The sequence below is a fragment of the Dokdonia sp. MED134 genome, from assembly GCF_000152925.2.
Classification (GTDB): Bacteria; Bacteroidota; Bacteroidia; order Flavobacteriales; family Flavobacteriaceae; genus Dokdonia.
Map to the genome: position 1 here is coordinate 2007632 of NZ_CP009301.1, position 23563 is coordinate 2031194.

The following is a 23563-nucleotide window of genomic DNA, read 5'->3' on the forward strand; positions in this document are numbered from 1 at the left end:
TGTAAACACGTTATTTTTTTGTTCAAAACTGAACTATGGATAAAGATAGGTAATCTCAAGCGCCTTTGCCAAACAGAAAATTGTAAGTTCTACTTCTACAGTCTTACTTCTTAAAAGCTAGCTTCTCAGATCTTCCTTTTTTAAATATCTTATTACTATTTCCTTTACCAGAACGTAATTTCTTTTGCTCTTCGTATGGGAGTGCGTTTATCTCTGCACACTCTGTAGAGCAGCAATTTTGGTTTGCTTTTGCACACTCTTCACATTGTATAAATAGAAGGTGGCAAGCCTCATTTGCACAGTTTACGTGCTCATCACAAGGCTTTCCACACTGGTGACAATTAGAAATAACATCGTCAGAAATGCGCTCCCCACGACGATGGTCAAAAACAAAGTTTTTACCCTTAAACTTATTATCAAGCTTCTCTGCCTCTACCTGGCGAGCATATTCTATAATACCTCCCTCAAGCTGAAACACGTTTTTAAACCCTTTATGTTTAAAATAAGCACTAGCCTTCTCACATCGTATCCCACCGGTACAATACATTACTAGTTTTTTATCTTCTTTGTGATTTTTAAGATCTTCTTCTATAATATCAAGACTATCTCTAAAGGTATCTACATCTGGAGTTACTGCATTTTTAAAGTGACCTATCTCACTCTCATAATGGTTGCGCATATCTACAAGCACCGTATTATCATCTTCTATGAGCTCATTAAAAGTAGATGCATTTACGTGCACACCCTTATTAGTCACATCAAAAGTCTCGTCCTCTAGTCCATCTGCCACAATCTTGTGACGCACTTTTACCTTGAGCTTTAAAAAAGATTTATTATCCTGCTCTCTAGCTATATTAAGGCGTACATTTTCTAAGAAGTTTATACCGTCTAGGTGTTCCTTAAACTCAGTAAATCGCTTTGCCGGCACAGACATCTGGGCATTAATCCCTTCGTGAGCGACGTATATTCTACCTAAAGCCTCCATAGCATCCCAAGCAATGAAAAGGTGATTTCTAAAAAGTTCTGGATTACCAATTTTATGGTATTTGTAAAAGGAGAGTGTAAGACGTTCTTCTCCAGCTTGTTCTATAAGCTGGGCTCTCTCTTTTGCGCTTAGTTTATTGTACAGGTGCATACTATACTTTGTTTAAGTTAAAAGAAAAATAATTGCGGCAAAGGTACATTTTCTAATGTCAAGGCACAAAAAATGCCTTTACATCGACATAAAGGCATTTTTTGTGAATCGTGGCTAATTCAGATTTTTACTTATTTCTTTTGTCATAAGCACTCTTTATATATCACTATGTCGCTTTGGGCCTTCCTTTTCATATGTGCGTGCATCATTTTAAAACGGACATATGTTAAGGGAATTATTGTTTTAAACGGGTTAATAATTCAACTTTCAATACTACTTCATAGTAAAGACGCCATAATTCTAAATGGTTGCGTGTTTAAAGAAAAAATTACATTACACACTAGCTGCTAGACATTTACTTCTCTTTTTTAATTAAAAACCTATTTATTCTACACGAGATTGGAATAATTCCTTTTTAAATTAGTAAAGATTCCAAATTTTAGTATCTTCGCCATACAAACTTCCTATATACTTCATTTACATAAGTATATTAATTAAGAGATGATGTTGAGAACTATTACGCTTTCGCGAAAGCGTACCTTGCCAAAGCCTCTTTTAAAAGTTATTTTTACAAGACAAAAAAGAAGATATGAGCAGCGAAAAAGATGCAAAACTAAAAGCCTTAAAACTCACCCTTGATAAACTAGATAAAACTTATGGTAAGGGTGCCGTAATGAAAATGGGTGACCAAGCCATAGTAGACGTTGAGTCTATACCTACAGGATCTTTGGGTCTTGATGTAGCGCTGGGCGTAGGAGGATATCCTCGCGGTCGTGTTATTGAGATTTATGGTCCAGAATCTTCTGGTAAAACAACATTAACACTACACGCCATTGCAGAGGCGCAAAAGGCTGGAGGTATTGCAGCATTTATTGATGCAGAGCACGCCTTTGATCGTTTTTATGCAGAAAAACTAGATGTAGATATAGACAACCTTATTATCTCACAACCAGATAATGGAGAACAAGCTCTTGAGATAGCAGACAACTTGATACGCTCAGGCGCTATTGATATCGTAGTAATTGACTCTGTAGCGGCACTTACACCTAAAAGTGAGATAGAAGGTGAGATGGGAGACTCAAAAATGGGGCTTCACGCCAGATTAATGTCACAGGCACTACGTAAACTTACGGGATCTATAAGCAAGACTAATTGTACGGTTATCTTTATTAACCAGCTTCGTGAGAAGATAGGAGTTATGTTTGGAAACCCAGAGACTACTACGGGTGGTAACGCGCTTAAATTTTATGCGTCTGTACGTTTAGACATACGTCGTTCTACGCAAATAAAGGATAGCAATGCAAACGTAATGGGTAACAAAACCCGCGTTAAGATTGTAAAAAATAAAGTCGCTCCACCTTTCCGTATGGCAGAATTTGACATTATGTATGGAGAAGGGGTTTCAAAAGTAGGAGAGATTATAGATATAGGTGTGAACTATGAGATTATTAAAAAAGCTGGTTCTTGGTTTAGCTATCAAGACACTAAGCTTGGGCAAGGTAGAGATGCTGTAAAAGCACTACTGCTAGACAACCCAGATCTTATGGAAGAGCTAGAGACAAAAATACACGCTGCTATAAAAGCTAGCAACGAATAATTTACCCACTCATATTTTATATAAAAACCTCCTGCTCAGGAGGTTTTTTTTATTACCACGCAACCTTTGCACCTTTTTTGCATCTATAGATTGCAAACTAGAATATAAAACCCCTGTTATACGAATAGACGTGATTTTACGGTATCACAAAGTGGAAGAAAGAACCCTTTAAAAAGATATCTGTTCTTATATTTATGAGAACATAAACAAAACCAACAACAGTTGAGTCAAGACCAACTCATAAAAAACTGTAAAAAGAAGCAACCTAAGGCACAGGCCGATTTATACAAGCGCTATGCGAGTGTACTCTTTTCTGTTTGTCTCAAATATGCTCCTAATTACACCGAAGCAGAAGATATTCTGCAGGATGCGTTTATAACTATTTTTGATAAAATCACTCAGTATAAAAATAAAGGTTCTTTTGAGGGCTGGTTAAAAAGGGTTGTGATAAACACAGCGTTACAGCGGTATCGCAAACCAGGAGTTTATAGTCTTGTAAATGAAGAAAATATTAAAGAGGTAGAAGTTGAGGTAGAAGAAGATGCTATCCCACTAGATTACTTACTTAGTATTATACAAGAGTTACCAGATCGTTATAGAATGGTTTTTAACCTTTATGTAATGGATGGTTACTCACATAGAGAAATATCAGAATTGCTTACTATTTCTCAAGGCACCTCAAAGTCAAATCTTGCGCGTGCTAGAATAATATTAAAAGAAAAAATTGAGACGAGTCTGCATAGCTTGCAGAGCAAATCTCACCTATAGTAATGAAGGAGAAGAAGAACATAGACAGACTTTTTCAAGAAAAGTTTAAAAACTTTGAAGCACACCCTAGCGAGCGTGTATGGGCAGATATTGTCAAAAATCAAAAGAAAGACAACCGCAGAGTTATACCTCTATGGTGGAAAGTGGGTGGTATTGCCGCAGGACTCGTATTACTTTTTGGACTTGGTACATTATTGCTCCCTTCAGATTCTACTGAGGCGACACCTCTTGTAAATCAAGATACAATCACCACACAATCTGAAACAAATCAATCTGTAGTAAAAAATTCAATAGATACTAGAGAACAACAAACATCAGATCAAACAACTATTACTAGCAAAGAGCAGGTTATCGCTGCGACCAACTCATCTCAAAGAAATTCTCAAACAAAGAGCAACATAACTACTACCAGTAATGCTAGTGGATTAAAGAGTGGTAAGATATCTAGAAGTAATTCTAAAATTAATACATCGCCCCTTAGTAATGAATCAAATGGACTTATTGCATATAGTGATGTAAATAATACGACTACATCTTCTACAGAAAAGAAGGCAACTACCACAAATCAAGTAACAAAAGATCAAAAAACAACAATAGGAAAAGAAGATAACCCTACTACTGTCGCAGCAAATGAGACAGTTCACACAAAAGAAAAAGACCTAGTAGAAGAAGCAAAGCAAATTGAACTTAACAAAGAAGAAAACACAGTTGCACTAGAAGAAGAAAACACAAATAGCTCTAGATGGGACGTAGGCGCTGTAGCAGCACCTGTATATTATGGAGATTTTGGAGGGTCTGGACTCGATAAGCAATTTGCAGATAATGATAAGTCTGGCGATGTAAATCTGAGTTATGGAGTTCAAGTAAGTTATGCCATCAGTCCTAAATTAAAAATACGTACTGGTGTAAACAATGTAGATCTTAGTTATAACACAAATGATATTTCATTTTCTACTAACAGCCTGGGGCGCACATTAAGAGGTGTTAATTATTCTGATAACGCAAAGACAATTGCTATTGCAGATAACAGTACAGCTCAAAATAATTTTAATACAGACGGCGCTATACCAAATATAGGGGTCACTGCAAATGGATCGCTGCAACAACAACTTAGCTATCTAGAAGTACCTCTAGAGGCAATCTATGTTATTACAGATAAGCGCGTGGGAGTATCACTAGTGGGAGGAGTAAGCACATTATTTCTTAGTGATAACGAGGTTATACTTAAGTCTAATGAACTAAGTACCAACCTAGGTACTGCAAGCGGAGTAAATGACGTGAGCTTTACCACAAATATTGGAATAGGATTAGATTATAAAATGACAGATAAGGTCATATTTAATATAGAACCATCGCTTAAATATCAACTCAATAGTTTTGATAATACAGTGGTAGACTTTCAGCCGTATTACATAGGTGTGTATACAGGTGTAAGTTATAAGTTCTAGTAAAGAAGCTATGCCAAGTGTAGTTTACTTGGTATTAGGTTAGTTTTTTAGTTGGTTAGGTAATCGTTGCGCTTGCAATGATAACAAAAAAGGCTCCGCTGGTTACGGAGCCTTTTATTTTTTATGGCGGTTATTACGCTTTCGCGAAAGCGTACTTAATCCCCTTTTAATTCTTGCAAAATAATCACTCTTGTTTGCTCCCTAAGCGGCTTTTTATCGTCTTGAGTCATTCCTTCTGTAGGTATAAATGAATGTACTTTTGCACGCATCACACCAGGCTCACCCTCAAAAAATGAATAAGGAAATCTCTTTTTATTGTCATAAAACGTCATAGGCACGATAGGCAGCTTATGATCTATAGCCAGTCTAAAAGCACCGTCCTTAAAAGTGTCTAGCACGATAGAAGTATCATCTGGCACGCCACCTTCTGGAAAAATACAGATACTAAACCCCTGACTGAGCCTGCGCTGTGCTTGATCAAAAACCTGCTTGCGGCTACGCGCGTTACCTCTATCTACAAGAATACACGTACGTTTATAGAAAAACCCAAAAAGCGGGAGCTTTGCAAGCTCTGCTTTCCCCACAAATACAAAAGGACTTTTTGCAAGGTGCAACATAAGCAAGATATCCATCATAGAGGTGTGGTTACTCACCAGCATATATCCTTTGCCACGCACAAACTTTTCTTCACGAGTCACTTTTGGAAATAATCCCATAAGCAGCATAATTGTGCGTGCCCATATTTGAGCAAGTCTAAAAAACATACCATACCAGGTCTCCTTGAGGATACTTATAATAAGTAATGGGGATAATATGAGAATGACCACGAGCATCAAAAAGTAAAACCATACTTTCCAAAGTGCGACCGCTATTTTTCTTAATATGTGCATTCTTCCAAAAATAGGTAATTCAGCCTATGCAATGAACAGAAAAAGTTAACTTTGCTTTTTACTCAAATTTTATGTCAAGAATACTTACCGGAGTGCAAAGTACAGGCACACCACACTTAGGAAATTTACTAGGAGCTATTATACCAGCGATTGAGATGGCAAATAACCCTGCAAATGAGTCTTTTCTCTTTATTGCAGATATGCACTCGCTCACGCAAATAAAAGATGGAGCACAGCTACGTCACAACACCTACAGTACAGCAGCTACGTGGCTGGCCTTTGGTCTTGACATTAATAAAACGGTTTTTTACAGACAGAGTGACGTACCACAAACGGCAGAGCTCACTTGGTATTTGAGCTGTTTCTTCCCGTACCAGCGACTTACACTTGCTCACAGTTTTAAGGATAAAGCAGACCGTCTAGAAGATGTAAACGCAGGTTTATTTACCTACCCTATGCTTATGGCGGCAGATATCTTGCTGTATGATGCAGAGGTTGTACCCGTGGGTAAAGATCAAGCGCAGCATATTGAGATGACGCGCGACGTGGCAAGCCGTTTTCACGCAGCTACAAAAACAGAAGTTTTTGTACTGCCAGAAGCAAGTCACAATGAGGAGACAATGTATATACCAGGCACAGACGGCGCAAAGATGTCTAAGTCTAAAGGAAATATTATTGATATCTTTTTACCAGACAAGAAGCTACGTAAGCAAATTATGGGGATAAAAACAGACAGCACTCCTATGGAGGAACCTATGGAAACTGAGGGCTGTAATGTGTTTAACCTTTATAAATTACTAGCAACTCCAGAACAAGTAGAACGCTTACGCGAAAATTATAAACGTACAGATTTTGGCTACGGTCACGCAAAGCAAGCTGTATATGAGGTAATCATCGAGAAGTATGCTGCACAACGCGAGAAGTATGCGTACTATATGGATAACCTCAACGAGATAGATGCTGCATTAAAAGTAGGAGCAGAAAAAGCGACCAAGGTTGCAAATGGAGTGATTGATCGTGTGCGTAAAGTGGTTGGGTATTAACAAACTAAAATAGAAATAGTATGGACATTATGAGCTTTTTAAGCGGTAACGGATTGTTCCTCATCTTGGGACTTGTATTGATTATCGTAGTTTTGTACAACAAATTTAGAAACAGACGTTAAGTCGTATAGGTTTCAATTTTCGCGAAAGCGAAAACCAATAATACAGTATGTCAAAAATTAGAATTACAAAACAGTTTACCTTTGAGACAGGTCACGCGCTTTATGGCTATGACGGCAAGTGCAAGAATGTACACGGACACAGTTACAAACTTAGCGTTACCGTAATAGGAGAGCCTATTACAGATACAGGCAACGCAAAGCTGGGAATGGTTATCGACTTTGGTGACTTAAAGAAAATTGTAAATAGAGAGATTGTAAACGTTTTTGATCACGCTACCGTTTTTAATAAAAACACACCACACGTAGAGCTTGCAAAAGAACTATCTGATCGTGGTCACGATGTACTACTTGTAGATTACCAGCCTACGAGTGAGATGATGGTGATAGACTTTGCTGCAAAGATTCAATCATTTTTACCAGACACAATAAAATTACACTCACTACGCCTTTCTGAAACAGCAACAAGCTATGCAGAGTGGCACGCGGCAGATCAACTCTAGATGACTATTAACCTCCCAAAAGGAAAGAAAATATACTTCTCAAGTGATAACCACTTGGGTGCTCCCACTATGGAGGAAAGTAGACCGCGAGAGCGCATATTCTTGCAGTGGCTAGAGATGGCTCGCAAAGATGCTCAAGCTATTTTCTTAATGGGTGATCTTTTTGACTTTTGGTTTGAGTATAAAACGGTAGTGCCTAAAGGTTTTGTGCGCACACTAGGCAAACTTGCCGAGATGCGTGATGAGGGCATCGAGATTTATTTTTTTGTAGGGAATCACGACCTATGGATGAACGGCTATTTTGAAGAAGAGCTGGGCATTCCCGTATATCACGACCCTAAAGTGTTTACTATAGATGATAAGAAGTTCTTTTTAGGTCACGGAGACGGCTTAGGCCCTGGAGATAATGGCTATAAGCGTATGAAGAAAGTCTTCCGTGGTAAGTTTTTTCAGTGGTTATTTCGCTGGGGACATCCAGATATTGGGATGAAAATTGCTCAGTATATGTCTGTAAAAAACAAGCTCATCTCTGGTAATGATGACCACGTGTTTCTAGGAGAAGAAAATGAGTGGCTTGCAGCTTATGCAAAGCGCAAACTTGAGTCTGCTCACTATGATTATTTTGTTTTTGGGCACCGTCATTTACCTATGACCATACAAGTGGGAGAAAACAGCACCTATTACAATATAGGTGACTGGATTGCGCACTACACCTATGGAGTGTATGATGAGAATGGCTTTAAACTCGAGGAGTTTCTCAAGAAATAAGGCCTCACAAACCAATTCATCATAGACTTCGCTATCTTTAGAAAAACTTTTTGATGCGATTTCTAGTTCTTACTCTCTGTGCTATTGCACTTTTTTCTTGCAAACCATACCAATCTACTACTGCTCGCAAAGGGCAAATAACATATGACGGCTTTCGCCAAAATCAGAAAACTTTCAACACTAGTGATGGCGCTATCGCTTATATAGATAAAGGTAAAAGTGATAAAGTGATTGTGCTCTTACACGGCGTACCTACGTCTGGGTGGCTTTATCGAAAAATGATAGACCCACTTGTAAATAACGGCTACCGAGTGATTGTTCCAGATATGCTAGGTTACGGAAGCAGTGACAACCCAAAAGGCTACGACATCTATTCTGAAGAAAATCACGCGCAACGATTACTCGAGCTACTAGATAGTCTCAACATCACAACCTGGTCTCACGTGATGCACGACGCCGGCGGGCTATGGACCTGGGAGTTGCTCAAAAAACAACCAGAGCGCATTAATAACCTCATACTTCTCAATACCATTATTTATGAAGAAGGTTTTGATCCTCCCGTACGATTTAAGGAGGGATTTATGGCTCGCACGGCTATGTGGGGTTACCGTAATGGCATTACCACAAATGTGATGCTCAAAAATTTATTTAAATCTGGAATGTTACAAAACAACCTCAACGAGATAGACGTAGCAGGGTATAAAACACCATTACGAGAAGGTAAAACCAGAGGGATGTATTACTTCTTTACACAAACTTGCAACACCTTACCAGATTACACCTCACTCACTAAAAGTCTAGATATACCAACCGCAGTGATTTGGGGAAAAGAAGACACCTTTTTACGCATAGAACCTCAAAAAACCCAACTAAAATCGTCTCTAAATATAAAAGAAGAAAATATACACCTACTAGAAGCCAAGCACTTTATTCAAGAAGAAAAACCAGAGGAGATAGTCACTATTATTTCGGCTTTTTTAAAAGAGTAATGACCGCTTTACTTAATATCTTTTAGTCTAAGCTGGAGGCTTACATTACCATTCCACTCATTTTCATCTATGGCGTAGGCTGCCATAAATGGCTTTTTATTTGTAATTAAATCATACTTATCGCCTAGATTAAAACCTATACACCCTATCTGTGAACCTCTGCTGTTTTGAACAACAGCCGCTTTAAGATGTGTTTGATCTGCCCCTACTTTTTTACCATAACCAGTATCTGTCAAGTTTTTAGTCATAAACGTAGGTGACATATTACGTGGCCCAAACGGCGCAAACTGCTTTATAATACGGTGAAACTTAGGTGTAATATCTGCGAGGTTTATCTCACTATCTATAGAAATTTCTGGCACTAGCAAGCGCTCATCACAACTAGCGGCAACCACCTCCTCAAACTTTGCTTTAAAAGCCTCATATTGCTCTGGTAACAAAGTGAGTCCTGCAGCATATTTATGTCCACCAAACTGTTCTATATGCTCCGCACACTCGTGTAGGGCGTTATATACATCAAAACCTTTTACAGATCTCGCAGAGGCTGCATACTTATCACCACTTCTTGTAAAAACAAGCGTAGGCCTGTAATATGTTTCAATAAGTCTAGAAGCCACAATCCCTATCACCCCTTTATGCCAGTCCTCTTGAAAAACAACGGTGGTTTTATTTCCCTCCTCTTGATTCTCTATAATTTGATCTAAGGCTTGCTGAGTAATACTCTTATCTGCTTCCTTTCGATCTGAGTTATATTGCTCTATCTCTGATGCGAACTTGGTTGCTGTCGCTAGATCTGTCTCTCGTAATAAGGTCACCGCGTGGTTACCGTGCACCATTCTTCCCGCGGCATTTATACGTGGGCCTATGATAAAAACAACATCTGTGATGGTAAGGGTTTCCTTTTTGACTTGCTTTATAATGGCTTCAAAACCTGCTCGAGGTGCTTGGTTTATCACATTAAGCCCGTGATAGGCAAGTATTCTGTTTTCTCCTGTAATAGGAACAATATCTGCGCCTATTGCGGTGGCAACAAGATCTAGGTAAGGAAGAAGCTCTTCAAAATTTTGCTTTCGCGAAAGCGCAATTGCACTTATAAGTTTAAAACCTACACCACACCCACATAACTCATCATAAGGATACGGGCAATCTTCTCTTTTTGGGTCTAAAATAGCAACCGCATCCGGCAGCTGATCACCGGGTCTGTGGTGATCACAAATAATAAAGTCGATTCCTTTTTCTTTTGCATAAGCCACTTTCTCAATCGCTTTTACACCACAATCTAATGCAATAATGAGTGTCATATCATTATCTGCAGCAAAGTCTATTCCCATATAAGAAACACCATAACCCTCTGCATAGCGATCTGGAATATAGGTTGCCACCTGCGGGTGAATGGTATCGAGATAAGAACTCATCAAGGCAACACTCGTGGTACCATCTACATCATAATCACCAAATACTAGGATGTTTTCGCCTTGAGCTATTGCCTGCTCTATACGTGCTACAGCTTTATCCATATCTTTCATCAAGAATGGATCGTGCAAAGCATCTAGTGAGGGTCTAAAAAAGTTTTTTGCTTTCTCATACGTGTCAATATCTCGCTGTATGAGGAGTGTTGCAATAGGAGCTTCTACTCCCAGCTCTTGTGCTAGTTTTGCTACTTTTTGTGCCTCTGGTTTTGGTTTTAAAGTCCAGCGCATTAATTAAGATTCGTTTTAAGCATCCACGTTTTTTCTAAACCTGGTATTTGTTTAATCGTTTTAAGTTTATCGTACAGAGATGCCGCATCCTTACCTGCCTCTGTAAATACATAAAAGAGCTTATTATCTGGGCGGTAAAACATTTGTGGCTGTAGATCTTTTTCTTGTAACGTTTGCATCCACCGCTCTGCATTTGAAATGTTAGAAAATGCGTTTGTAATAATGTAATACCCCGGTGCTATACCTTCTATAGTAATTGACGGCTTTTCTAACAAAGCGGCTAGATCTTTATTTACCACCGCTGGTGCTTGATATTTTTTGTCTTCTTTTATGGTAACATCTGGTACCGCAATTGCTACTTTTTGGTTTACAATAACTTTTTTAGGCTTAGACACAACCGGTTCTTTTACAATAGCAACGGTAGCAGTCTCTGCGGTAGGCGAGCCTACACGCTTCTCATTATAATAACGCTCACTTATAGTGGTTTGGAAAGCTGTAAAAAATAAAAAGAAACGATCTGAGCGTGTTTTAAATTTCATTTTTACACCACCCGTGCTGTTTGCAATAATCTTATTTTGAGCTGTAGGAATTTTAATTTTTGCAAGGTCAAAACCTAACGTATTAAGACTGCTAGGCACTCTTTTTGTAAACCGCTTGTCATTTATAGTAATCGTACTGTTAAAGAAGTTGCTAGAAGCTCTCACCTCATTATCTAGTGTGACAAATATTTTAGTCTGTGGGTCAAAAATACTTATCTCATCACGACCTAAGTTACCATCACCCTCGAGTGCTCCTATAGTTACAGCAGTCTCTAGCTCACCATTTTCTGAGGATTGAAAATTTCCAAAATCAATTTCTACGGCTTTTTTATTTACAAATTCAAGTCCATTAAACGTGGTGATATATTGTAGTGGCTCACTATCGTCTTCATACACTACATATAGTAACCATCCAGCAGAGCTTCCTCCTATAATTTCGCCTTGAGTGGCACTTACATTTGCGACTGTAATCTCCCCATCTACAAAAGCCTGCATTTGTTCTGTTACATCTGCCACACACGCATATGGTGCTCTAGATTTTACAGAAACATTAGTTGCATTTTCTCCATCATACACTAGGGAACCACGCACGCGTTGATAAGCTCCGTTAGGTAATTTAAGTAGCACTTCTTGTATGTCGTGAGCACGCTCATCAAGCATTTTATGATAAACCTTACCATCTTTCATACGTTTGCCACTGCGCTCACCATTATAGGTGCCAGACCAGTGCAAACCAGCATAAACAATCTTAACATCTTTTTTAAGATTAAGATATGCGCTACTAGAGCTCCAGGTACTAGCATCATTATCTATGTCTACATACTTCATCTTAAACTCATCGTTCACCTTTTCTAAGTCATTAAAAGGCTTTTCGGTGTTTTTGCTCAAGATATTATTGCCTATTACAGCAGTATTACCGCGCACATAAAATTCTTTGTCACGTGTAAAAGCTTGTGAATCTTGGGCAATTGCAATGACAGGTAATGTGCAGAGTATGAGTAACCATTTTCTCATTACTTGCTGTGTTATGAGTTGCTAGTTTCTAAGGCGGCTTCTGGGTGGTAGTGAACCGCTATTTCTAGCTTACAGAATTTTCTAAACATTTCCATAACGCCACAGTATTGCTCTTCAGAGAGTGTTACTGCTTTTTGGATTTTTTCTTCGTTTAAGTCATCACCATAAAAGTGATAATCTAGCCATACGGTGTGATATGTTTTAGGGTGCTCCTCTGTGAGTTCTCCTTTTACGACCATTTTAAATTTTGGCACATCCACCCTCATCTTGTTGAGTACAAATACCACATCAAGACCTGTGCAACCTGCAAGACCAGAAAGCATCATTGCCTTAGGACCCATCCCGTCGTTATTACCTCCATTTTCTGGAGAAGTATCTATGAGTACTTTATAACCCGTAGGGCTATCTGTCTCAAATTGCATTCCTTGTTTATAGATTGTAGTTACTGTATGTCCAGCCATTTTATGTGTGATTTTCTTAAAAAATGAAGGTACAAAAAAACCGCTCTCTTACGAGAGCGGTCTGCTTAATATTTGAAGCTTTTTAGTGTGTTATAATTGCATCTGCGTTTCCATCTGGATCTCCATTTACTGTTCCACTTGTTCCTGCGTTACCTAAAAGTAGAACTCCTGCGGCGTGCGGAGTTGCCATAGAGGTGCCGCTTATTGTGTTATATCCACCACTCTTCCAAGTAGATTTAATTGCTGAGCCTGGCGCACAATAATCAACTGGAGGGTTACCGTAGTTTGAGAAACTCGACCAATTATCTCCTTGAGCCATCGACGATATAGTATAAATATTGTTTCCATTTACTCTAGCCGGAGATACATTATTTGCGTCTTGAGCCTCATTCCCAGCAGCAAGCATAAATCTCACACCCGTCTGCGCAGCAGCTTGTATAGCTTGTTCTAAAGCTACAGATACAGGGCCTCCTAAACTCATATTGGCAACATCACCAGAAGATCCATTTGCCGCAACGTGATCTACTCCTGCAATAACACCTGAATATGCACCAGAACCTCTCGAATCCAATACTTTAACAGGAATTACACTTGCTCCAGCTGCAACACCAATAACGCCTATACTATTATCTATTGCTGCAATTGTTCCTGCCACGTGTGTTCCGTGTCCGTTTCTGTCATCTAAAGACTTACCATCCCTACCAGATGTAAATGCATTAAAACCTCTTGAAGCATCTACATTCAAATCAGCGTGATCAAGATCAATACCAGAATCTAATACCCAAGCAACATTGTTGCCACTATATGCAACCCCTCCATTTACTCTAGTTATACCCCAAGGAGTCTCTTGTCCACTATCATTTCCGCCATCGTCACCACCATTACCATCACAAGGCCCACCATTAGGAGTTCCACAAGGAGGAGCAAATTGTACTATTTGATCTTGCTCTACAAACTTCACTCTACTATCAGCATTCAAAGCCTTTAATTGTTCATTATTAAGCGATAATGTTACACCGTTTAAAGATTTTGAATAAATATTTTTAATCTTAAGTTCTTCTAAAGATTTATCTCCTCCTAAAATTTCTTGGGTTAGATTTAAAACAGCCTCTTTAGATGATTGCAAATCCATAGACTTTCCAAACTCAGTGTTATAAACGACTATGTACTGTCCAGGAATAAATTGCCCTGTACCCACATTTTCGTTCATTACTTCATTTCCATCTTGCACGGTTATTAATTCTGAGCTCGGATCTATTCCATCTTCAATAGTATCATCAGAACATCCAACTGCCATAGCAATCACCGCTAGGGATGTTGCCAAAAATTTCACGTTTCTTCTCATTTATAAAGGGTTTTAAATTGTTTGCATCACAATATGTGAATAAAATGTTAAATAAATTAGGTATTCACTATATATTCGACGAAATACATAGTGTATTTTCAAAATATTATCACTATTTCATTAAGAATTTCAATAAATACAACTTCAACTCTTACTATATTTACTCTATAACAAAAACACAATTCAAACCTATGCCATTAGTAACACCACTCTCTGCCGAACACGACGAAACCACCAAAGAACTTGCCCTATTTTTTAATGAAACACTAGGCTTTTGTCCCAACTCGGTACTTACAATGCAGCGTCGTCCTGATATCTCGCGCGCATTTATAAATCTCAACAAAGCCGTGATGGCAAACCAAGGCCGAGTGACTTCTGCCTTAAAACGTATGATTGCGTGGGTGTCTAGTAATGCTACTGGATGTCGTTACTGCCAGGCGCACGCTATACGTGCTGCAGAGCGCTATGGAGCAGAGCAAGAGCAACTAGATAACATCTGGGAGTATCGCACACACGATGCCTTTTCTGATGCTGAGCGTGCTGCGCTTGATTTCTCACTGGCAGCAAGCCAAGTACCAAATGCCGTAGATGCAAAAATCAAGGAAGAATTATATAAATACTGGGATGAAGGTGAGATTGTAGAAATGCTTGGGGTGATTTCACTCTTTGGATACCTTAACCGCTGGAACGACTCGATGGGGACTACGCTTGAAGAGGACGCCATAGATTCTGGAAATCAATACCTCGGAAAGCACGGATTTGAAGTAGGAAAACACGTGTAAAACACCTTATCATATATAAATTTAATAGACTCGAAGTGCCTCAAGATGTTATCATCTTGAGGCACTTCTTTATTGCCTAAAAATCTCGTAAATTCGCGCACAACATTTAAAGACTACAAAATGAGCGCTAAGTTCACTGAATATAAAGGATTAGACCTTCCTAACATCGCTAGCGAGGTACTTGCCTACTGGAAAGAAAATGACGTTTTTGAGAAGTCGGTTACTTCTCGAGAAGGAGCAAAACCGTATGTGTTTTTTGAAGGACCACCTTCGGCAAACGGACTACCGGGTGTACACCACGTACTAGCGCGTGCGATTAAAGATATTTTTCCTCGTTACAAAACGATGAAAGGCTTTCAGGTAAAGCGTAAAGCGGGATGGGATACACACGGACTTCCTGTAGAACTTGGTGTTGAAAAAGAACTTGGCATTACCAAAGAGGATATCGGTACAAAAATCACTGTAGAGGAGTATAACGAGGCTTGTAAAAAAGCCGTGATGCGCTACACAGATATTTGGAACGACCTTACCGAAAAAATGGGCTACTGGGTAGATATGGAAGATCCATACATCACCTACAAGGCCAAATATATGGAAACCGTATGGTGGCTACTTAAGCAAATCTATAACAAAGATTTACTGTACAAAGGGTACACCATCCAGCCGTATTCTCCTAAGGCGGGAACGGGACTAAGCTCTCACGAACTTAACCAGCCTGGCTGTTACCGCGATGTGACAGATACTACGGTGGTTGCACAATTTAAAATCACAGATCAAGGTGAAAATCCACTTGCAAAAGAACTTGCAGACGGGAATACTTACTTTATCGCCTGGACGACGACACCTTGGACACTACCTTCAAACACGGCACTTACCGTAGGGAAAAAGATAGATTATGTACTCGTTGAGACATTTAACCAGTACACTTTTGAGCCAGTAAAGGTTATCCTTGCTAAAAATTTAATCTCTAAGCAGTTTGATAAGAAATTTGTTTCAGCTTCCGCGAAAGAAGAACTGGACACATACAATGCTGGAGATAAAAAAATACCATACTTCGTAGCTAGAGAATTTAAAGGAGCAGACCTTCTTGAACTTCGCTACGAGCAACTATTTGACTTTGTACAACCTAATGATAATCCTCAAGATGCTTTCCGAGTAATTGCAGGAGACTTTGTAACGACAGAGGATGGAACAGGTATCGTACACACAGCACCTACTTTTGGTGCAGATGATGCTTTGGTTGCAAAACTAGCTTCACCAGAAATTCCACCACTTCTTATTAAAAATGAAGATGGTAACCTTGTGCCGCTTGTGGATCTTCAAGGTAAATTTCGCCCTGAGCTCAAAGAGTTTGGAAATAAGTACATCAAGAATGAATATTATGCAGATGGTGAGGCTCCAGAACGTTCTATGGACGTGGAACTTGCGATACGCTTAAAAGAAGAAAATAAAGCCTTTAAGGTTGAGAAGTACGTACACAGTTACCCACATTGCTGGCGTACAGACAAGCCGGTACTTTACTACCCGCTAGATTCTTGGTTTATAAAAGTGACCGATTTTAAAGATCGTATGCACGAGCTTAACCTTGGCGTAAACTGGAAACCCAAGTCTACAGGTGAAGGACGTTTTGGAAACTGGCTTGCAAATGCAAACGACTGGAATTTATCACGTAGCCGTTTCTGGGGAATACCGCTTCCTATATGGAGAACGGAAGATGGAAAAGAAGAAATCCTCATAGGCTCTATAGCCGAACTTAAAGCCGAAATCCAAAAGGCACTTGACAAAGGTGTGATGGACACAGATCCTTTTGAAGGGTTTAAAGTGGGCGATATGAGTGAAGAAAATTACGAGCTTGTAGATCTTCACAAAAACATTGTAGATAAAATTACGCTCGTCTCAGACAGCGGGCAGCCTATGACACGTGAGGCAGACCTTATAGATGTATGGTTTGACTCCGGATCTATGCCCTATGCGCAATGGCACTACCCTTTTGAAAATAAAGAGCTCGTAGAAGACACTTGGCGTAAAGCAGATTTTATAGCCGAAGGTGTAGACCAAACTCGTGGATGGTTTTATACACTCCACGCGATTGCTACTATGATCTTTGACGATGTAGCCTATAAAAATGTAGTTTCTAACGGACTAGTACTTGACAAGAATGGGCAAAAGATGTCTAAGCGTCTTGGTAATGCAACAGATCCTTTTGAGACCCTAGAAAAATACGGGCCAGATGCAACGCGCTGGTATATGATTTCTAACGCAAACCCTTGGGATAACCTCAAGTTTGATTTGGAAGGAATAGAAGAAGTAAAACGTAAGTTCTTTGGAACACTTTACAACACGTATAACTTCTTTGCGCTGTATGCAAATCTTGATAATTTCGCTTTCGCGGAAGCGGAAATAGAACTTTCTCAACGTCCAGAAATAGACAGATGGATACTATCAGAACTTCACAGTCTTATAGCAGAGGTAGATAAGTTTTATGCCGAATATGAGCCTACCAAAGCAACAAGGGCGATAGACACTTTTGTACAAGAAAACCTATCTAACTGGTTTGTACGACTAAGTAGAAGACGTTTCTGGAAGGGTGAATATGCTACCGATAAAATCTCTGCATACCAAACATTATATACCTGTCTTGAGACGGTAGCAAAGCTTAGTGCTCCCGTAGCACCATTCTTTATGGAAAAACTCTATAAAGACCTCAACGCTGCTACTGGAAAAGAAAATTTTGAGAGTATACACCTCGCAGAATTCCCTGTGAGCGATGCCGCTTATATAGACACTGCGCTTGAGCACAAAATGCAAAAGGCACAGATAGTAAGCTCACTAACACTCTCATTAAGAGCAAAAGAGAAGATAAAAGTACGCCAACCGTTACAGCGTATTATGATCCCTGTGCTTAATGAAAATGACAAAAATGAGATCCTAGCCGTAGCAGATTTGATTAAATCTGAGGTAAACGTCAAGGAGATTGAGCTCATTTCTGATGATTCTGGGATTTTAGTGAAGCAAATCAAGCCTAATTTTAAGGTGTTAGGACCTCGTTTTGGAAAAGATATGAAGCTGGTTGCCAGCAAGATAAATTCTTTACAAGCTGAGGATATCGCAAAAATTGAGCAAGATGGAGAATTAACCGTTGAAATTAATGGGGAAAATACTATTTTGCAGGCAGGTGACGTTGAGATAACATCGCAAGATATTGAAGGCTGGCTAGTTGCGAGTAATGCTGGAGTAACTGTTGCACTAGATGTAACGATAAGTGATGAGCTTAAAAAAGAAGGCGTGGCACGAGAATTGGTTAACCGTATACAGAACCTGCGTAAGGACTCTGGATTTGAAGTGACAGATCGCATACACATACAGTTACAAGATGAGCCGGCAATTGCTCAAACGGTAGCTGCAAATGCAGACTATATTAAAGCAGAAACACTAGCAGATACTCTAGAAATTGTACCTACACTAAGTGAAGGGCTAGAGATTGCTTTTGACGATATAAAAACATTTTTAACCATTTCAAAACACTAGTTATGGCAAACGACACACAAGAAAGATTTGGCGATGCACAGCTCGCTGAGTTTAGAGAATTAATAGAAAAGAAGATTGAGAAAGCACAACACGATCTCGAGCTTATCAAAAGTGCTTACCTCAACGATGGTAACAACGGTACAGATGACACGTCACCGCAGTTTAAATCTTTTGACGAAGGTAGCGCCACGATGAGTAAAGAGGCAAACAGTGCACTTGCTATACGTCAAGAGAAATTTATACGTGATCTTAAAAATGCGATTACTCGTATTAATAACAAGACGTACGGTATATGCCGTGTGACTGGAAAGCTTATCAACCCAGAACGTTTAAAGTTAGTTCCTCACGCAACTTTAAGTATTGAGGCAAAGAATATGCAGTCATAATAGTTGTTATACAATCTATAATTAAAAAAGCGTTCTTATGAGCGCTTTTTTTATAAATCCCCTTTAGTATTTGAGTTTACGTTTGTCCATATTATTTATGCTAGTCACGATGAGTTTATATGCTCAAAAACGACTTTCACAAACTTATGATGCAACAGCTATAAAGGAGTTGTATATACATAGTAATGAGATTTTTAAAATTAAGATTACTACAGGAGAGGTAAGAGAGATTACAGTAGCAACCATTATAGATGGGGAGACCTTTGCAAGTACGATGCTCAATACTTCCACAAACGATGGAGTACTTAAAATCACTACAGGAAAGACTCCAGATTACATCCCTTTTAATGATAAACTAGCTGCCCATAAGGTAATGGCTATTGAGCTTGAGATTATTATTCCTATAGGTTTAGATGTTTCTATTTACTCAACTTTGGCTAGTGTAGATACCTATGGAAAGCTTGGCCAAGTACGCATAGATCTAGGTCGCGGGCATTTTAAGGGGGAAGAATTCCGCTTTCGCGAAAGCGGAAAAATAAACACCATATCTGGGAGTATTTATATCTCCAGCAATCTGGTTAATGTCACCGCACAATCTAGAAATGGAAAGGTTGATATCCCTCCTACTCAAGCAAAAGGCCCATTGCTCGCAATCAAAAGTATACACGGTGATGTGACGGTAGTAAAATCGTTGTGAATACCCTATTTTTGTCACGTTTCAAAACTATATTATGTCGTTAAAAAAAGTTGCTCTTATTGTGTTTTTGATACTTCTAGTAGATCAAGTACTTAAGGTATATATTAAAACTAATTTTTACCTACGTGAGAGTATACAGGTTTTTGGTCTAGACTGGTTTCAGATTTTCTTTGTAGAAAATCAAGGAGCTGCTTGGGGCGTAGAGCTACCGGGTAAATATGGTAAAATCACGCTTTCTCTCTTTAGGCTTATTATAGCTCCAGTGATAGGCTATTACTTATATAAGTCTGTAATAAACAATGCGCCAAAATTGCTGGTTGTCGCACTGTCACTGGTCTTTGCTGGTGCTGTAGGTAATATTATAGATTCTCTTATTTACGGGTCTATTTTTAGCGCGAGCACGCCTAGCCAGATTGCGACCTTTATGCCAGAAGGTGGTGGGTATGCAGACCCTCTCTTTGGAAAAGTGGTAGATATGCTCTACTTTCCTTTTATACAAGATGCTATGTGGCCAGAATGGGTTCCTTTTTTAGGAGGTAAAACCTTTACATTTTTTAATGCCATATTTAATGTAGCAGATATGGCGATAAGTACGGGCGTAGGTATCCTACTTGTATTTAACAAGCGCGTGTTTCCTCAAGAGGAAAAAGTAACTACGGCGCAGTAGGTGCTTCTGAAAATATCTCGATCAGCTCGTTAGGACCTATAGGTTTTACAATAAAGTCTTTTACGAGGTTAAAGTGCTTAGAGCGCTCTATATCTACGGGGTTTATAGAGCTACTCACAATATACAGTGTACAGTTGTTAAGTGCAGGAAAGTCGTGCTTGCTTAATTCTTCAAGAAATCCCCATCCATCCATTATAGGCATATTGAGATCTAGTAAAATTATTTGTGGTACAGGCTGTCCTTGAGGATCTTTAAAGCTACTTACGAAGTGATTTAACGCCTCTTCGCCGTTTTTAAATACAAGTATTTCTTCTGCGAGTTTACGTATATCTATGAGCTTGGTAAGCAGGCTTACGTACATATCATCATCGTCTATGAGGCAAGCTAGTTTTATGGGGTAATTCATATATGATTGGGGGAATTAACTTAAATCTACTGTAATGTAACAATAAATTTTGAACCTTTATCTACTTTGCTTTCTACAGTAATGTCTCCGCCCATTGCTTGGACCTCATTATGTGTTAGAAAAAGTCCTAAGCCTAAAGCATTTTTATTACCGTGAAAGGTTTTATATAGTTTAAAAAGATCTTTACCGTGCTTCTCTAGATCTATACCTAAACCATTATCTCGTACCATAAGGTATTTCTTGCCATTTTCTTCATAGGTAAAGACAGTTATTTCTGGGTCACGGTCTGGATGTTTGTATCGCAACGCATTAGTTATCAAGTTTTGTAATATACTTTCTAGATAGGCTTCTATGTACATCACCTCTTCTACTTCAGAAAATTCTGTATACATAACCGCCCTACTCGCTCTAATATCTTGGCTAAGGCCAGCGACTACACGGTCATAAACGTCTTTTATAACAACAGGTTCTAATTTTGTATTTGAGATATTATGAACACTTACAATCTTATTAAGATGCTGAAGTGTAACGTCTAGGCTATTGCCTATTTTTTCAAAGTTATTTACTAGCTCTATTTGATCTTCTGTAAGAGTAGATCTATCCATTAATGCAGAAGACATTTGTAAATTGCTCACCTGTGACCTTAAGTTATGAGATATAATATGTGCAAAGTCATAGAGTCTAGAGTTATGACCTTCTATGAGCTTGAGAGATTGCTCCAGTTGTTGCTCTCTTTTCTTTTGTTCATCTATTTTTCTAAAAACGCCTCGTATACCTATAATCTCTCCGGACTCATCTCTAAGCGGTTTTCCTTTTGCAATAGCCCAGAAAATCTCTCCGTTATAAGTTTGCATTTTTATTTCTGTAGAGAATGGTTTCCCTTCTGCACAACCAAAAAAGAACTCCGTTGCTCGATCTAGATGCTCTTCTGCATAAAATTTATAGCCGGACCTTAATGTGGGTACGTAATCTTTAGGAACATCCAGTATGACACGTGCCTGATGGTCAAAATGACTGGTTTTATTCTTAAAATCTACACTCCAGCCACCAGCCTCTGTTAAGGCAGAAATTTCTTGATAGTAAAATTTATCAATAGAAAACTGATCAGACTTTTCCATAGGTGATGAGTGGGTATGAGAATCTCTCCTTCTCTTCATTGTAAAGGCAGTTATATTCATAAATATGATTTGGGATTATGAATATACCAAATAAATCAAAATGGCCTAAAAATGATACACCTTTTTCGGTGTAATACAGCTATTTAGTGCAATGTCTTGGCTGTTTTTTACGATTATCTCTTCTTCTGGCTCAAAAAAACTAAGCCCTATTTTTACCACATCACTCTTACATTGAGATAAAAAGCGATCATAAAACCCCTTGCCGTAGCCCACTCTGTTACCTTCTTGATCATAAGCTAGTAGAGGTATAAAAACAACATCTATATTTCTTGCAGGGATCTCGATACCGCCAGCTGGCTCTGGAATGCCATACTTGTTTACAACAATTTTTGTGCTGTCTGTAAGTAAATAATGCTTCATCGTATTGTCGTTAAAATCTGATGAAGAGAGTACAATATTCTTGTCTTTACCTCCTAAAATCGAAAGAAGAAACTCCGTGTTAATTTCGCGTAAGCGTTCTATAGGCAAGAAGATGTGATAAAACTCGTGCTCCCATATGTCTAGGCTCAATGCTTGATTTGCAATTTCAAGACTTAGTTCATCTAGCTTTTCTAGAGTTAAGGAATTACGAAGGTTTTTATACTTCTTCCTCAGCTCCTGCTTCATCTTGGTCTTCATTATGTTCTCTAGAGATATTAAAAATTGCATCACCTTGATATACAAGTGATGCCTCATTTACATTAATTACATATCCCTCATTTTTTGCCTTCACCACGTGTCTAAATTTTCCGTAAGGATCTGTAATGGTTGCGATATGTTGTCCCACAGTGAGGCGCTCACCACAAGAAACTTTAGTATGTAGTAACCCTGAATATTGTGCGCGCATCCAGCGAGTGCTCTCTACGAGTACTGAGGGTTTTGGTGCTTCTGGTACTGTAAATTTATCATCAAGCATATCTAAATGATTAAGTACTCGCATTGTACCAAAAACACCTAGTCGAGCAATTTCTTTATCGCTTACTTTAGATTTACCCCCCTCAAAGAGAATGGTAGATTTATTCATTCTAGAACAAGTGGCTCTATATGATTTTGAAATTACTTTGGAGTGTAATGTAAATGGTGCATTAAAGATAGTTGCATACTTCATAGAGTCTACATCTAGTGGGTCTATACGAACTTGTGCAACGTTAAAACGAGAGGCACCTCCGGTATGGAAGTCAAGACATAAATCTGCTACTGGTAAAATTTTCTTTACAAACTGGTAGGCAAATCTACTGGCCAGTGACCCTCTAGGATTACCAGGAAACACTCTATTGAGGTCTCTCCCATCTGGAAAGGCACGTTTCATATCTAAAAAACCAAAAATATTGACCACTGGCACACAGATAATGGTTCCTATTTTAGGTTTATTTATCTTCTTTGCTATAAGCTGCCTTACAATCTCTACACCATTTATCTCGTCACCGTGTATGCCGGATGTAATTAATATGACAGGGCCAGGCTGTACGGCCCTTTCTATAATGATAGGCACCTCAACAGAGGAGGCCGTATATAATTTTGCAATATTAAAATTTACTGTTGCGCTCTTACCTGGTAAGATTTGCTCCCCTAGTATGGTGAGCACATTATGTTCATCTATGTGTGCCAAATGTTTTGATAA

Annotated in this window: 22 protein-coding genes; 12 read left to right on the forward strand and 10 right to left on the reverse strand. The window is 38.8% G+C overall.

The window, feature by feature from the left end:
• Positions 1–103: 103 nt before the first annotated feature.
• Positions 104–1135, reverse strand: a complete 1032-nt coding sequence (locus MED134_RS08795; protein WP_038598034.1) for a rhodanese-related sulfurtransferase — start codon at positions 1133–1135, stop codon at positions 104–106.
• A 589-nt stretch (positions 1136–1724) separates the two neighbouring features.
• Between MED134_RS08795 and recA the strand changes: the two genes are divergently transcribed.
• The 3 genes from recA (at position 1725) to MED134_RS08810 (ending at position 4948) form a co-directional block, all read left to right on the forward strand.
• Positions 1725–2732, forward strand: coding sequence for a recombinase RecA (gene recA, locus MED134_RS08800; protein ID WP_035326099.1), 1008 nt, complete (start codon positions 1725–1727; stop codon positions 2730–2732).
• Positions 2733–2954: 222 nt separating this feature from the next.
• Positions 2955–3500: an RNA polymerase sigma factor gene (locus MED134_RS08805; RefSeq protein WP_038598036.1), complete on the forward strand. Its 546-nt coding sequence runs from the start codon at positions 2955–2957 to the stop codon at positions 3498–3500.
• 2 nt (positions 3501–3502) lie between these two features.
• Complete coding sequence (locus MED134_RS08810; protein WP_038598039.1) at positions 3503–4948, forward strand: outer membrane beta-barrel protein; 1446 nt, start codon at positions 3503–3505, stop codon at positions 4946–4948.
• A 155-nt stretch (positions 4949–5103) separates the two neighbouring features.
• On the opposite strand, the gene MED134_RS08815 is transcribed toward MED134_RS08810, so the two are convergent.
• Positions 5104–5838, reverse strand: coding sequence for a lysophospholipid acyltransferase family protein (locus MED134_RS08815; protein ID WP_038598041.1), 735 nt, complete (start codon positions 5836–5838; stop codon positions 5104–5106).
• Between the two features lie 71 nt (positions 5839–5909).
• On the opposite strand from MED134_RS08815, the gene trpS reads away from it, so the two are divergent.
• The 4 genes from trpS to MED134_RS08835 all read left to right on the forward strand — a co-directional run bounded on the left by trpS (position 5910) and on the right by MED134_RS08835 (position 9260).
• Entirely contained in the window at positions 5910–6881 is a 972-nt protein-coding gene (gene trpS, locus MED134_RS08820) for a tryptophan--tRNA ligase (protein WP_038598048.1), read from the forward strand.
• A gap of 169 nt (positions 6882–7050) precedes the next feature.
• The gene (locus MED134_RS08825; protein ID WP_038598050.1) at positions 7051–7503 is read left to right on the forward strand and encodes a 6-pyruvoyl trahydropterin synthase family protein; all 453 of its coding nucleotides are present in this window, start codon (positions 7051–7053) and stop codon (positions 7501–7503) included.
• 6 nt (positions 7504–7509) lie between these two features.
• Complete coding sequence (locus tag MED134_RS08830; protein WP_038601094.1) at positions 7510–8271, forward strand: UDP-2,3-diacylglucosamine diphosphatase; 762 nt, start codon at positions 7510–7512, stop codon at positions 8269–8271.
• A gap of 53 nt (positions 8272–8324) precedes the next feature.
• Positions 8325–9260, forward strand: a complete 936-nt coding sequence (locus tag MED134_RS08835; protein ID WP_038598052.1) for an alpha/beta fold hydrolase — start codon at positions 8325–8327, stop codon at positions 9258–9260.
• 8 nt (positions 9261–9268) lie between these two features.
• Here the strand turns inward: MED134_RS08835 and recJ are convergent, their stop codons facing one another.
• The 4 genes from recJ to MED134_RS08855 all read right to left on the reverse strand — a co-directional run bounded on the left by recJ (position 9269) and on the right by MED134_RS08855 (position 14319).
• A complete protein-coding gene (recJ, locus tag MED134_RS08840) occupies positions 9269–10960 on the reverse strand; it encodes a single-stranded-DNA-specific exonuclease RecJ (RefSeq protein ID WP_038598054.1) in 1692 nt (563 codons plus the stop codon).
• Positions 10960–12513: a hypothetical protein gene (locus MED134_RS08845; protein ID WP_038598056.1), complete on the reverse strand. Its 1554-nt coding sequence runs from the start codon at positions 12511–12513 to the stop codon at positions 10960–10962. Before MED134_RS08845 ends, recJ begins: the two co-directional genes overlap by 1 nt.
• 11 nt (positions 12514–12524) lie before the next feature.
• The gene (locus MED134_RS08850) at positions 12525–12974 is read right to left on the reverse strand and encodes an OsmC family protein (protein WP_035326110.1); all 450 of its coding nucleotides are present in this window, start codon (positions 12972–12974) and stop codon (positions 12525–12527) included.
• An 82-nt stretch (positions 12975–13056) separates the two neighbouring features.
• Positions 13057–14319 (reverse strand): S8 family serine peptidase, encoded by a 1263-nt coding sequence (locus tag MED134_RS08855; RefSeq protein WP_038598058.1) that lies wholly within the window; start codon positions 14317–14319, stop codon positions 13057–13059.
• Positions 14320–14510: 191 nt separating this feature from the next.
• Here MED134_RS08855 and MED134_RS08860 point away from each other — a divergent pair, with 191 nt between their 5' ends.
• The 5 genes from MED134_RS08860 (at position 14511) to MED134_RS08880 (ending at position 20379) form a co-directional block, all read left to right on the forward strand.
• Positions 14511–15101, forward strand: coding sequence for a carboxymuconolactone decarboxylase family protein (locus MED134_RS08860; protein WP_035326111.1), 591 nt, complete (start codon positions 14511–14513; stop codon positions 15099–15101).
• Positions 15102–15221: 120 nt separating this feature from the next.
• Positions 15222–18629, forward strand: coding sequence for an isoleucine--tRNA ligase (gene ileS / locus MED134_RS08865; RefSeq protein WP_038598060.1), 3408 nt, complete (start codon positions 15222–15224; stop codon positions 18627–18629).
• Between the two features lie 2 nt (positions 18630–18631).
• Entirely contained in the window at positions 18632–19015 is a 384-nt protein-coding gene (locus tag MED134_RS08870; protein ID WP_035326112.1) for a TraR/DksA family transcriptional regulator, read from the forward strand.
• Between the two features lie 70 nt (positions 19016–19085).
• Positions 19086–19712: a hypothetical protein gene (locus tag MED134_RS08875; RefSeq protein WP_148305648.1), complete on the forward strand. Its 627-nt coding sequence runs from the start codon at positions 19086–19088 to the stop codon at positions 19710–19712.
• 34 nt (positions 19713–19746) lie between these two features.
• Positions 19747–20379, forward strand: a complete 633-nt coding sequence (locus tag MED134_RS08880; RefSeq protein WP_038598064.1) for a lipoprotein signal peptidase — start codon at positions 19747–19749, stop codon at positions 20377–20379.
• On the opposite strand, the gene MED134_RS08885 is transcribed toward MED134_RS08880, so the two are convergent.
• Genes MED134_RS08885 through MED134_RS08900 form a run of 4 tightly spaced genes read right to left on the reverse strand, consistent with a single transcriptional unit; the run spans position 20366 to position 23551 of the window.
• On the reverse strand, positions 20366–20785 hold the full coding sequence (locus MED134_RS08885; protein WP_038598066.1) for a response regulator: 420 nt from the start codon (positions 20783–20785) through the stop codon (positions 20366–20368). The two genes, MED134_RS08880 and MED134_RS08885, sit on opposite strands and share 14 nt — an antisense overlap.
• Positions 20786–20811: 26 nt before the next feature.
• Positions 20812–21963 carry a PAS domain-containing sensor histidine kinase gene (locus tag MED134_RS08890; RefSeq protein ID WP_052084179.1) on the reverse strand — a complete coding sequence of 384 codons (1152 nt, stop codon included), beginning with the start codon at positions 21961–21963 and terminating at the stop codon, positions 20812–20814.
• Positions 21964–22008: 45 nt separating this feature from the next.
• A complete protein-coding gene (locus MED134_RS08895; RefSeq protein WP_038598068.1) occupies positions 22009–22569 on the reverse strand; it encodes a 5-formyltetrahydrofolate cyclo-ligase in 561 nt (186 codons plus the stop codon).
• A complete protein-coding gene (locus MED134_RS08900; RefSeq protein WP_035326119.1) occupies positions 22541–23551 on the reverse strand; it encodes a succinylglutamate desuccinylase/aspartoacylase family protein in 1011 nt (336 codons plus the stop codon). Before MED134_RS08900 ends, MED134_RS08895 begins: the two co-directional genes overlap by 29 nt.
• Between the last annotated feature and the right edge of the window lie 12 nt (positions 23552–23563).

What these genes read in the sequence shown, in the direction of transcription:
- MED134_RS08880 (WP_038598064.1), top strand. Translation starts at nt 19,747, where the DNA reads ATGTCGTTAAAAAAAGTTGCTCTTATTGTGTTTTTGATACTTCTAGTA.
- MED134_RS08870 (WP_035326112.1), top strand. Translation starts at nt 18,632, where the DNA reads ATGGCAAACGACACACAAGAAAGATTTGGCGATGCACAGCTCGCTGAG.
- MED134_RS08795 (WP_038598034.1), bottom strand. Translation starts at nt 1,135, where the DNA reads ATGCACCTGTACAATAAACTAAGCGCAAAAGAGAGAGCCCAGCTTATA.
- MED134_RS08845 (WP_038598056.1), bottom strand. Translation starts at nt 12,513, where the DNA reads ATGAGAAAATGGTTACTCATACTCTGCACATTACCTGTCATTGCAATT.
- MED134_RS08810 (WP_038598039.1), top strand. Translation starts at nt 3,503, where the DNA reads ATGAAGGAGAAGAAGAACATAGACAGACTTTTTCAAGAAAAGTTTAAA.
- ileS (WP_038598060.1), top strand. Translation starts at nt 15,222, where the DNA reads ATGAGCGCTAAGTTCACTGAATATAAAGGATTAGACCTTCCTAACATC.
- MED134_RS08850 (WP_035326110.1), bottom strand. Translation starts at nt 12,974, where the DNA reads ATGGCTGGACATACAGTAACTACAATCTATAAACAAGGAATGCAATTT.
- MED134_RS08885 (WP_038598066.1), bottom strand. Translation starts at nt 20,785, where the DNA reads ATGAATTACCCCATAAAACTAGCTTGCCTCATAGACGATGATGATATG.
- MED134_RS08890 (WP_052084179.1), bottom strand. Translation starts at nt 21,963, where the DNA reads ATGAATATAACTGCCTTTACAATGAAGAGAAGGAGAGATTCTCATACC.
- MED134_RS08835 (WP_038598052.1), top strand. Translation starts at nt 8,325, where the DNA reads ATGCGATTTCTAGTTCTTACTCTCTGTGCTATTGCACTTTTTTCTTGC.
- MED134_RS08860 (WP_035326111.1), top strand. Translation starts at nt 14,511, where the DNA reads ATGCCATTAGTAACACCACTCTCTGCCGAACACGACGAAACCACCAAA.
- MED134_RS08855 (WP_038598058.1), bottom strand. Translation starts at nt 14,319, where the DNA reads ATGAGAAGAAACGTGAAATTTTTGGCAACATCCCTAGCGGTGATTGCT.
- recJ (WP_038598054.1), bottom strand. Translation starts at nt 10,960, where the DNA reads ATGCGCTGGACTTTAAAACCAAAACCAGAGGCACAAAAAGTAGCAAAA.
- recA (WP_035326099.1), top strand. Translation starts at nt 1,725, where the DNA reads ATGAGCAGCGAAAAAGATGCAAAACTAAAAGCCTTAAAACTCACCCTT.
- MED134_RS08815 (WP_038598041.1), bottom strand. Translation starts at nt 5,838, where the DNA reads ATGCACATATTAAGAAAAATAGCGGTCGCACTTTGGAAAGTATGGTTT.
- trpS (WP_038598048.1), top strand. Translation starts at nt 5,910, where the DNA reads ATGTCAAGAATACTTACCGGAGTGCAAAGTACAGGCACACCACACTTA.
- MED134_RS08825 (WP_038598050.1), top strand. Translation starts at nt 7,051, where the DNA reads ATGTCAAAAATTAGAATTACAAAACAGTTTACCTTTGAGACAGGTCAC.
- MED134_RS08895 (WP_038598068.1), bottom strand. Translation starts at nt 22,569, where the DNA reads ATGAAGCAGGAGCTGAGGAAGAAGTATAAAAACCTTCGTAATTCCTTA.